The organism is Paenisporosarcina sp. P4_E4_2 (assembly GCF_056401595.1).
The window spans coordinates 1-10893 of sequence record NZ_JBFUJC010000076.1 but is presented as its reverse complement, the minus strand read 5'-3'; the positions used below and the strand labels follow the sequence as shown (position 1 = coordinate 10893).

The window sequence follows — 10893 nt, the reverse complement described above, 5'->3', positions numbered from 1 at the left end:
ATATGGTACTTAATGGGAGTTGTCAAATGTTGCAGAATTTCCTGTGACATATGGTATAGAGAGGAGGGGGGAATTAAGTATCTTGTAGGATTTTGTCACATTATCGTTATACTCGTGTAGTGTAAATGTAAACGAAAAGTTAAATCATAACAAAAAGCAATCGTCTGTAGACGATTGCTTTATATGATTAATACTTTGTATTAGGTTTTGGATCGATTATTTCTGCGTCATGAGAAACTAAAGCTCTACCCAAGAAATGCATAACGAATTGACCAGTTATCCCAATAATAATCATAAAGCCAATAACAATTATAATCCCGAAAGTCATGAGAACTCTCCTTTCTACTAACCTATTTGTTCAATAGTTATCAGTATACAGGAGGAGAGTGCATTCTTGAAGGTATTTTACCAATTGTCGAAAATTGTTCATTAAAACGCCCAGTTACCTGCACGGAATATCGCTTCACGAGAGCCGTCTTCCAAAATTCCATCAATGTCCATTTGCTCAGAACCAATCATGAAGTCCACGTGTGTAATGCTTTGGTTTAAGCCGTTCTCCGCGAGTTCTTCTTGAGACATCTTTTTGCCGCCGTCTAAACAGAATGCATAAGCGCTTCCGATTGCAAGATGGTTTGACGCATTTTCATCATACAGAGTGTTGTAGAAAAGTAATCCGGATTCAGAGATAGGGGATTGGTGAGGTACCAATGCAACTTCTCCTAAATACTTCGCGCCTTCATCCGTATCCACCAATTGTTGTAATACTTCTTGTCCTTCTGCAGCTTCCACTTTCACAATGCGTCCTTTTTCAAACGTGATTTTGAAATCGTCAATAATGTTTCCGCCGTAGCTTAAAGGTTTAGAGCTAACAACAACTCCATCCACACCAGTTTTCAATGGAACTGTAAATACTTCTTCAGTTGGCATGTTTGCCATGAAAGAATCGCCTTTTTCGTTTACGCTTCCAGCCCCACACCATAAATGGCCTTTAGGAAGTTCAATTGTAAGATCAGTACCCGGTGCAGTGTAGTGTAACTTGTGATATTTTTTTTCGTTTAAATAATCAACTTTTTCATGAAGAGTTTCATCGTGTTTTTTCCAAGCTTCGATAGGAGACTCAACATCTGCACGCACAGCTTTAAAAATTGCTTCCCATAATGTAGAAACTTGCTCATCTTCAGCAACTTCAGGGAACAATTTCGCTGCCCAAGCTTTAGAAGGAGCTGCAATTACTGTCCAACTGATTTTGTCCGATTGAACGTATTGACGATATTTCGATAAAGCGGTCCCAGCAGCTTTTTGGAATGCAGCAATGCGGGAAGACTCAATTCCTTTAAGTAAATCAGGGCTTGAAGATATCACATTCATGAACGCTGCACCTTGATCCGCAAGCTGTTCACGTTCTTGAATTTTCCATGCTGGGAATTCCTCGAAAGAAGCACTTGGAGCCATTTCAAATTTTGTGCGAGTAATGACGTCGTCCGTCCAGTCCACATAAACTTGTTTTGCGCCAACTTCATAAGCTGTTTTAGTTAATAAACGTACAAATTCAGGATTATCAATTGATGCTGTAATGTATAAACTTTGTCCCGGCTGAATGTTAACTCCGACTTTGACAGCTAACTCAGCGTACTTCGTTAATTTCTCATTAAATGATGTCATTTAAAAATTCTCCTTTTTCGTCCAGTCTGCTTCTATAGTAGCAATATTCGAAGCAGTAAATCAATTGCAATAATCGTAATTCGAAAGAATAGTTTGGTATTTTGAAAATTAAGTATTGTAATCGCCTTCACAAAAGTTTATATTATAAACAAATGTTTAAAGAGGTGATGTGATGAATGAAAAAGAACAGGCGATCATTGAGATGATTCGCCAAAATCCATTTTTGACCCAAAAAGAAATGGCGGAAACGTTGAACATTTCAAGACCCGCGTTAGCTAATTTAATTTCAGGTTTAATGAAACAAGGAAAGATTGCGGGAAGAGCGTATGTCTTGCATGAAGAACGGGAAATTCATTGTATTGGTGGCGCCAACGTTGACCGTAAATTCCATTTGCAACAAAATGTTCAACTGGGAACATCGAATCCAGCGAATGCGATTGAAAGTGTAGGTGGTGTTTCACGGAATATCGCTGAAAATTTAGGACGCTTAGGACATAAAGTGCGTCTTTTTACAACTGCAGGTAAAGACGCAGATTGGCATACAATCGAAACGGCTTCGCAAAGCTTTATGAACTTGCAATCCATCGAGCAGCTCCCAAATCACACTACGGGTTCTTACTCGGCAATCCTGGATCCTTCAGGGGAGTTGGTTCTGGCTATTGCCAATATGGACGTGTATGAAGAATTGACACCTGCCTATCTACAAACCTATGAAATGCTGTTAAGTGGTTCAACACTTATTGTTATTGACTTAAACTGTCCAAAAGAAACGGTACAGTTTATACAGCGATTTGCTTTTGACAATCATATTCCATTGGCGATCGTGCCTGTTTCCTCACCAAAAATGAATCGCATGCCCGATGAACTACATGGTGTCACTTGGGTCTTATGTAACCTAGATGAAGCCGAAATGTATTTGAAAAAGACGATTAAAACGAATGAGGAATATCATGAAGCGGTATTGGATCTTTTAGCTAAAGGTGCAAAGTATGCAGTCATTACAACTGGAAGCAATGGAGTTTATTTTGGTTCCGCTGAAGACGGTGTACGTCACATGCCGGCCGTAAAAGCTTCTTCGCTAGAAGATGTTACTGGAGCTGGTGATGCCTTTGTTGGGGCAACGCTACATAGTTGGTTGGAGGGTTTATCACTACCTCAATCGATTCAAGCAGGTCTGATGAATGCTTCCAAAACATTAGCATCTCCTTACACGGTAAGAACCGAACTTTCAGCAACACGTTTAATAAAAGAAATGGAGGAATTATAAATGAAACAATACATATCTTATTCAACCGAGGTAAAAGAAGCACTGGAGACAGGTAAAGCAGTCGTCGCTCTGGAGTCGACTATCATTTCTCACGGGATGCCGTACCCACAAAACGTAATTACGGCAAAAGAAGTGGAACAACTGATTCGTGACAATGGAGCAGTACCAGCAACGATTGCCATATTGGACRGTCAAATCAAAATCGGCTTAAATGATGAAGAATTAGAAGTGCTTGGAAACAGTCCAGACGTAGCCAAGGCATCACGTCGTGACTTGCCATACTTATTGGCAACTAAACAAAAAGGTGCAACAACGGTAGCGGCGACCATGATTTGTGCTGATTTAGCTGGTATTCATGTATTTGTTACAGGAGGAATCGGCGGCGTACATCGTGGTGCTGAAACAACGATGGACATTTCAGCAGATTTGGAAGAATTGGCACAAACGAATGTAGCGGTCATTTGTGCAGGCGCAAAATCGATTTTGGATATTGGCCTCACACTGGAATATTTGGAGACGAAAGGTGTACCGGTTGTTGGGTATCAAACGGATTCTTTACCGGCATTCTATACGCGAACGAGTCCATTTGGAGTGAATTTCCGTGCGGATGATGCACAAACAGTAGCCGAAATGTTGAGAGCAAAATGGACATTGAATCTGAAGGGTGGAGCAGTCATCGCCAATCCAATTCGTGAAGAAGATGCAATGGAAGAGTCCTTTATTACTGAGATTATTGAAAAAGCATTGGCAGAAGCAGACGAAAACGGCATTGCTGGAAAAAACGTCACGCCATTTTTACTTGGAAAAGTGAAAGAATTAACGGAAGGCAAGAGTTTGGAAGCAAATATTGCCTTGGTTAAACATAATGCAGTTGTTGGTACAGGCATTGCCGTGGCGTATCAAAATTTAATGAATGTGTAATTTCCTAGAGAAGCCTTCCTTGCGAAGGCTTTTTTATGTTTAGTGGAAGAAAATGAGTGAAAGGGAATAAAGAGAGGTTGAGAGGGAATACACGGGTAACGACCGGTAATAAAATGACTTTCTACAGGAAGAAACCAATTTGAACGGAAATAAACGACAAAAACAAAAATTCCTTCTATTAATTTTTTTTGCAGAAACGCGAACGTCGAATGCCTATACGGAATACGATACATAGATTAACAATTGGAGGTAATGAAATGTATTCGAATATTAATCAATACGTCGCCCCTCTTAATCCATGTCTCAGTCGTGCAGAACTAGAACTGCGTAATACGATGCGTTTACTTTGGTCACAGCATGTATACTGGACAAGAGCGGCCGTGATTGCATTGATAAACGATTCACCCGACCTGGAGATGGTGCTGGCGCGATTATTACGAAACGCCCCCGAGATGGGAGATGCACTCGTGCCTTATTACGGAAAGGAAGCGGGAGACCGTTACAGTGAGTTGATTAAGGAACATCTGGTTCTTGCAGCCGATCTGGTGAAAGCGGCAAAAGCGGGAGATACGAAAAGCTTTGAAGCCATTAATAAAAAGTGGTACGCCAATGCAGATGACATTGCTGAATTTTTGAGTATGATTAATCCTTTTATCACGAAACATGAAATGCAGGAAATGATGTACAAACATTTGGAGTTACTTACAGCAGTAACGACTTATTTGCTTGAAAAAAATTATACCGCTTCAATCAACACATTCGACCTATACGAATTACAGGCACTCCATATGGCAGACGAAATTTCTGAAGCCATCGTCGCCCAGTTTTCCTGCCCTCCTTGTTATTGATAATGATAAGTCTATGAACACCATTCAAATTTGAATGGTGTTTTTTTATATATTCAAAAGTTTTGTCAATCAGTAATTGAGGAACTTAATAGTATGGAGGGGATGAGCGTGAAGAAGGATGTTTTTATCACTGGTGGTGGCATTGGGGCTTAACACTTTGCTTTGAAGCTAGTGCGTGTAGCGGTTTTCAATAGTTTCTTCCGTTCATTCGAAAATATACATCTATTGCCTCAAAAAGAGCAATGGGAGCAATGGCGAACTGACGCTAATTTAACATTATTGGGCATGCAGATTGTCATCAGAGAAGGCAGTTGGTTTTGCTGAGCAATATAAAAAGACCTCTAAGTCAACAAGACTAGAGGTTCTCGGCTAAAAAAGTTCGCTAAGTTTTTTAAAAAATTATTTACGTAATGAACCTAACTCTGATGCGATTGCTTGCATTTCGCTTGGACTGAATGAATCACGCTTCATGACCATGGCATACAAATCGTGTAAATCTTCATACTGAGAGTCATCAAAATGCTCAGATTTCATGGCATCAACATTGACCATACGAAGTTTTTCTTTTATTTGTTCAATCATGTATTCCACATTTTCTTGTGAAGGTTGAGTTAAGTTCATTTGGGATTCCTGCCTTTCGGACAATATGGTTAATCATTTCATGGGACAGAAAGATTGTCAAATCCAATTCACATATTGTTTTAATGAAGAAAGAGTTGGGTATATTAAAGCACAATGATTATTACTACTTAGGAGGTTTTTATATGAAGGAAAGCAAATTATTTAAAGGCATGGTTGTTGGAGCATTGGCAGGAGCGGGGATCAGTTTATTTGATCGTGCGACACGTGAAGAGGTTAAATATAAATTGAAAACGGTATCTTCTGACGTGAAATATTATTCAAAAAACCGTGATGACCTGATAATGAAATTACAGGAAAAAGCAGAAGTTCTACAGACGGTTTATACTCAGATATCCCAAGATGCTAAATATTTATCAGGGAAAGTGGAAGAAATGAAAATCTTGACACCACAAGTGAAAACGTTGGTAACAGATACAAAAGAAGCATTCGAACACTCTAAAGAAGAGTACAAAACCATTGTAAAAGACGATGAAGATGAATTCACTATGCCGGTTTTACCTGAGCATGTATACGAAGAGAAATATTTCTCATAAGGAAGGGAACGATGACATGGCTAACGAAGATATTCCAATTCAACCTAGAGGTAGTCAAAAAACCAAGTCGTCAGGGAATTTCTTAAGTAAGCTGAAATTGATGCAATTTAAGAAAAAAAATAAAGAACCTAAGCATCCTTTTGATGTCACATCATCAAAAGGATTCTTTCAAGAATTAATTGCTCGCATTCAACATGTGGACGTATCAGGCTTAGGGGCACAACTTGCGTTCTTCTTTTTATTATCGCTATTCCCTTTGCTGATTTTTTTGGTGACCTTGTTGCCGTATTTGAATTTGCAGGAGGATCAACTCTTTAATATTTTACGTACATATGCACCTGTTGAAGTATACACGCTGATTGATGGCACTTTGAATGAAGTGCTCAATAACCGCAACGGTGGTTTATTATCAATCGGGATTCTTGCTACCATTTGGTCTGCATCGAATGGGATGAACGCATTGATAAAATCATTTAACCGTTCATATGATTTGGTAGAAACAAGACCTTTCTTCATAGCAAGAGGTATATCCGTTATTTTCACTTTATTGCTCATTATGTTATTTGTAATTGCACTTGTATTGCCGGTATTTGGCAAACAAATTGGTACTTTCATATTCTCTTATCTCGGCTACGAACAAGGATTTTTGGAAGTATGGAATAATATAAGATGGACCATTCCACCTGTCATGATTTTTATCGTCTTTATGTTGTTATACTGGATTGCCCCAAATCGCAAGTTGTATTTGAAAAGTGTAATTCCTGGCGCAATCTTTGCAACACTAGGCTGGATCATTGTTTCCCTTGGATTCTCATTATATGTTAGTAGCTTTGCCAATTACTCAGCTACATATGGAAGTATTGGTGGAATCATAGTGTTGATGATGTGGCTTTATTTTTCCGGAATCATCTTGATGGTCGGGGGACAAATCAATGCCGTGATACAGGAACGAAAAGAAAAACTGGCCATGAAAAAAGCAGGAGCTGTCGTATAAACGCTCCTGCTCAGACTGTAGACAAAGAAAAAATGAGTGAATATAACTGTATACTATTGAAAAAGAGCCTATGCAAGAAAACGTTGATTTCCATTGCGGCGGACGCGTTTCGCGGGCACGGCTTCAGTCTCCTCGTCACTACGTTCCTGCGGGGTCTTCAGCTCGTGCTGTTCCCGCTGAAGTCGCCGCCTCCACTCCAATCAAAAGAAATTGCTTCTGTAAGTGTGTCTCTGCAAAATATRTAMGTTGGAAGGTGGTTGGCTATTTCYGAAGACTCCTGCGGAAAAATGAAACAAGTTAGACTCCACAGGTTCAGCTGTCATAGACAGCTGAGCCGAGGAGGCTAGCGTTTCGTCCGCGGAAAGCGAAAGAAATAGCCGACCACAATCTATTTCGATAGAGTGCAAAAAATAAGAACTCAATTTTTATACTTTTATATTAATTATTATTCTTTTGTCAACAAGCTAAGCAGGAGCTGTCGTATAGACGCTCCTGCTTTTTATATGTTCCGATTCAGTAGACGTAAACTGTTCAAGATTACTAGAATCGTACTGCCCTCATGTCCAATGACCCCCAAAGGTAAATTTATCATTTGAAAGAAATTGCTGATGATTAAAATGACAATAACGGTAATGGAGAAAAATACATTTTGCTTAACAATCCGATTCATTTTACGAGACAAGCGGACAGCATAATTGATTCTAGACAATTCATTTTTCATGAGGACGACATCAGCAGTTTCCAATGCCACATCCGTCCCTTCACCCATAGCAATTCCAATCGTTGCAGTTGCCAAAGCAGGGGCATCATTTATGCCGTCGCCAACCATCCCAACATTTTCGTATTTCAAAAGTAGTTCTTTCATATGGCTCACTTTTGTCTCTGGCAAGCATTCGGCAATGTATTGATCCACGCCAGCTTCTTCAGCAATTACTTTTGCTGTTCGTTCATTGTCGCCTGTCAGCATAATCGTATAGATACCTGATTCACGAAGTAAAGCAATAGCTTCTTTTGCTTCAGGTCGAACTTGGTCTCTTAATGCAGCAATGGCAATGATCCCATCGATATCTGCTGCGAATACAACTGTCTTTCCTTGTTCGGTCAATTTAGAAGCAATGCCATCATGAAACTTCATGGCTGCATCTGTTCCTACGTAACTCGGTTTTCCAACTTTCCATTGTTTCGTTCCAATCGTTGCATGTATCCCCCAACCGGGAACATCTTTCATATTCGAAATAGGTGAAGTGACAATCCCTTGATTAACCGCAAATTTAGTAATTGCCTTTGCAAGTGGATGCGTTGATTGCGATTCAATACTTGCCCAGTCTGTCAGAACTGAGGTTTCATCCATGCCTTCACGAACGATGAAATCAGTCACTTCGGGCTTTCCTTGAGAGAGCGTGCCCGTTTTATCGAGTGCGATTGCTTTCATGGAACCCACATTCTCTAAATGAACGCCGCCTTTGAACAATAATCCGTTTTTGGCACCATTTGAAATGGCTGAAAGAGTTGCTGGCATAATCGATGCAACGAGTGCACAAGGTGATGCTACTACGAGTAGTACCATCGCCCGGTAAAATGTCGTCGTCCAGTCCCAGTCAAATAGGAAGTGGGGGAGAAACATCATGATGCCTACCGAGATTAGAACAATCTTTACGTACCGACTCTCAAACTTCTCTATAAATTGTTGTGCCGGTGATTTTTCACTTTGCGCCGATTGCACAAGTTCGATAATTTTTTGTACGAGCGATTCACTGCTTAACTTGTTCATTTCAATTGTCATGACACCATTTAAATTAACAGTACCGGCAAATAAATGGTCACCTGGTTGTTTTGATACAGGAATGGATTCCCCACTGATTGCAGCTTCATCTACCAAAGTATTACCACTAACGATAGTGCTATCTACGGGAATGCGATCACCCGGTTTTACAAGCAGGAGGTTTCCTATTTGCAACTCCTCTACAGCGACACGCTTTGATTGCCCGTTTTCATCCAGCAGYCATGCTTCCTCTGGTTGTAACTTCATTAATGCTGATAATTCGCGTTGGCTTTTATTCATCGTGTAAGTTTCCAAAGCCCCACTTAGTGCAAAAATGAAAATTAGGACCGCACCTTCCGTCCAATAGCCAATAATGGATGAGCCAATTGCGGCAAAAATCATCAGTAACTCAACGTTTAATTCTTTGTTGTGCACTGTGTGTAAAATGCCTTCCTTCGCCTTAGCGTAACCGCCAATTAGAAAGGCGATTAAATAGATAGAAATGGATAAGGAGCTTTCCTCGCCTTTTCCGATCAGCCAAGCGATTACAATTAATACACCTGATAAAAGTGCTGCAATCAATTCGGCATGTGGTTTGATGCGACTGAACATTGTCAGTGAAATATTTTGCTCTTTTGCTCTCATTTACATTCCTCCTGATAATGAAAATCAAAATCATAGTCCCTAAAATGTACGAAAAGCTGGCACTCCCAAAGGGAATACCAGCATTTATTAGAATTTTTATTAATTAATAATCATTATAACATAGAAGTTTTTAAACAGGCAATCTATTGGATTACTTATAGACAGGCTCACTGTATTGGGCTAATTTTTCAAGAGATGATTTATCTACATCTGCATGTAAGCTATTGCCGTGTGAATCCATTGTAACGACCGCCGTGAAGTCTTCAACACGCAAATGCCACATCGCTTCAGGAATACCAAATTGCATTAAATCTACGCCCTCAACATCTTTTATACAATCCGCATAGTATTGAGCAGCTCCACCAATTGCATTTAAATATACTCCGCCGTGTTCATTAAGTGCTTCCAGTGTTTTTGGTCCCATGCCGCCTTTACCCATAACCGCACGAATGCCGAATTTTTTCATGATGTCGCCTTGGTAAGGCTCTTCACGAATGGATGTAGTCGGACCAGCTGCTTTAATATGCCATTTGCCTTCGTCATCTTTCAAAACAACCGGACCACAGTGATAAATGATTTGACCATTCAAATCTATTGGTGCATCATTTTCGGATAAATATTTATGAATCGCGTCACGTCCTGTATACATCATCCCGCTGATGTTCACGACATCGCCGACTTTTAATTGGCGAATTTCTTCTTCGCTGATTGGTGCACGCAGTTCGACAATGCGAGATGTTGCTTCTTCAGCAGATTGACCTGTACCTGAGTCTTTAAACTCAACTTTTTCGCCTTCTTGATATTGCCATTCATTGATTTCACCAGTCGCAGGGTTAATGTTGATCGCCAATCGACGGTAAGCCCAACAGTTGTAAGCTACGGAAACAAAGAAACTTGCCGGAATACGGTGCATGACACCAATCTTACAACCTAGTAAAGTAGCTTCTCCACCAAAGCCCATCGTGCCAATGCCAAGTGTATTAGCTTTTTCTACAATGTATTCTTCAAGTTCAGAGAGTTGCGCGTTAGGGTTCACGTCATCCACAGAGCGGAATAATTGTTCTTTGGCTAAGTCATATCCAGAAGCACGGTCGCCACCAATTCCGACACCAATGAATCCTGCTGAACACCCTTGACCTTGTGCTTGATAGACTGAGTGAAGAATACATTTGCGAATGCCATCCAGGTCACGTCCTGCTTTACCGATTCCTTCAAGTTGTGCAGGGAGGCTGTACTGAATGTTTTTATTTTCACATCCGCCACCTTTAAGGATAAGCTTCATTTCTATGTAATCTTTTTCCCATTGCTCAAACTTCACAACTGGAACACCTTCGCCCAAGTTATCGCCACTGTTTTCACCAGTCAATGAATCTACTGCATTAGGACGCAGTTTACCAGTTTTCGTAGCAGTAACCATCGCACGTTTGATTGCCGCTTTTATTTCAAGTTGGTTAACCCCAATTGGCGTTTTGATTTTAAAAGTAGGCAACCCAGTATCCTGACAAATAGGGGAGACATTTTCGTCCGCCATTTGAATATTGTTGGTGATTGTATCCAAACTCATCGCAGCGCGAGTGCCCGCATTTTCCGCCGCTTTAGCTTTGCGGACTGCACGACGC

At 40.4% G+C, this 10893-nt stretch carries 10 protein-coding genes; 5 read left to right on the top strand and 5 right to left on the bottom strand.

The features are described from left to right. Positions 1 to 187: 187 nt before the first annotated feature. A complete protein-coding gene (locus tag AC1DSB_RS07860) occupies positions 188 to 328 on the bottom strand; it encodes a hypothetical protein (RefSeq protein WP_016429257.1) in 141 nt (46 codons plus the stop codon). A 101-nt stretch (positions 329 to 429) separates the two neighbouring features. Beyond that, positions 430 to 1662, bottom strand: a complete 1233-nt coding sequence (locus AC1DSB_RS07855; RefSeq protein ID WP_477586344.1) for an aminopeptidase — start codon at positions 1660 to 1662, stop codon at positions 430 to 432. Positions 1663 to 1834: 172 nt separating this feature from the next. On the opposite strand from AC1DSB_RS07855, the gene AC1DSB_RS07850 reads away from it, so the two are divergent. The 3 genes from AC1DSB_RS07850 to AC1DSB_RS07840 all read left to right on the top strand — a co-directional run bounded on the left by AC1DSB_RS07850 (position 1835) and on the right by AC1DSB_RS07840 (position 4698). Continuing rightward, positions 1835 to 2929, top strand: coding sequence for a carbohydrate kinase (locus tag AC1DSB_RS07850; protein ID WP_477531735.1), 1095 nt, complete (start codon positions 1835 to 1837; stop codon positions 2927 to 2929). After that, positions 2930 to 3850, top strand: coding sequence for a pseudouridine-5'-phosphate glycosidase (locus AC1DSB_RS07845; protein WP_477586342.1), 921 nt, complete (start codon positions 2930 to 2932; stop codon positions 3848 to 3850). Positions 3851 to 4107: 257 nt separating this feature from the next. Next, on the top strand, positions 4108 to 4698 hold the full coding sequence (locus AC1DSB_RS07840; RefSeq protein WP_016429253.1) for a hypothetical protein: 591 nt from the start codon (positions 4108 to 4110) through the stop codon (positions 4696 to 4698). A 399-nt stretch (positions 4699 to 5097) separates the two neighbouring features. On the opposite strand, the gene AC1DSB_RS07835 is transcribed toward AC1DSB_RS07840, so the two are convergent. Next, positions 5098 to 5319 (bottom strand): DUF1128 domain-containing protein, encoded by a 222-nt coding sequence (locus tag AC1DSB_RS07835; protein WP_477531736.1) that lies wholly within the window; start codon positions 5317 to 5319, stop codon positions 5098 to 5100. A 143-nt stretch (positions 5320 to 5462) separates the two neighbouring features. Here AC1DSB_RS07835 and AC1DSB_RS07830 point away from each other — a divergent pair, with 143 nt between their 5' ends. Beyond that, complete coding sequence (locus tag AC1DSB_RS07830) at positions 5463 to 5873, top strand: YtxH domain-containing protein (RefSeq protein ID WP_016429250.1); 411 nt, start codon at positions 5463 to 5465, stop codon at positions 5871 to 5873. Positions 5874 to 5889: 16 nt separating this feature from the next. Beyond that, positions 5890 to 6867, top strand: a complete 978-nt coding sequence (locus tag AC1DSB_RS07825; protein ID WP_016429249.1) for a YihY/virulence factor BrkB family protein — start codon at positions 5890 to 5892, stop codon at positions 6865 to 6867. Positions 6868 to 7366: 499 nt separating this feature from the next. Here the strand turns inward: AC1DSB_RS07825 and AC1DSB_RS07820 are convergent, their stop codons facing one another. Both AC1DSB_RS07820 and AC1DSB_RS07815 read right to left on the bottom strand, forming a co-directional pair. Beyond that, a complete protein-coding gene (locus tag AC1DSB_RS07820; protein ID WP_477586340.1) occupies positions 7367 to 9274 on the bottom strand; it encodes a heavy metal translocating P-type ATPase in 1908 nt (635 codons plus the stop codon). A gap of 151 nt (positions 9275 to 9425) precedes the next feature. Then, a partial coding sequence (locus AC1DSB_RS07815; RefSeq protein ID WP_477586338.1) for a fumarate hydratase occupies positions 9426 to 10893 on the bottom strand: 1468 nt, incomplete at its 5' end.

What these genes read in the sequence shown, in the direction of transcription:
- AC1DSB_RS07860 (WP_016429257.1), bottom strand. Translation starts at nt 328, where the DNA reads ATGACTTTCGGGATTATAATTGTTATTGGCTTTATGATTATTATTGGG.
- AC1DSB_RS07855 (WP_477586344.1), bottom strand. Translation starts at nt 1,662, where the DNA reads ATGACATCATTTAATGAGAAATTAACGAAGTACGCTGAGTTAGCTGTC.
- AC1DSB_RS07850 (WP_477531735.1), top strand. Translation starts at nt 1,835, where the DNA reads ATGAATGAAAAAGAACAGGCGATCATTGAGATGATTCGCCAAAATCCA.
- AC1DSB_RS07840 (WP_016429253.1), top strand. Translation starts at nt 4,108, where the DNA reads ATGTATTCGAATATTAATCAATACGTCGCCCCTCTTAATCCATGTCTC.
- AC1DSB_RS07835 (WP_477531736.1), bottom strand. Translation starts at nt 5,319, where the DNA reads ATGAACTTAACTCAACCTTCACAAGAAAATGTGGAATACATGATTGAA.
- AC1DSB_RS07830 (WP_016429250.1), top strand. Translation starts at nt 5,463, where the DNA reads ATGAAGGAAAGCAAATTATTTAAAGGCATGGTTGTTGGAGCATTGGCA.
- AC1DSB_RS07825 (WP_016429249.1), top strand. Translation starts at nt 5,890, where the DNA reads ATGGCTAACGAAGATATTCCAATTCAACCTAGAGGTAGTCAAAAAACC.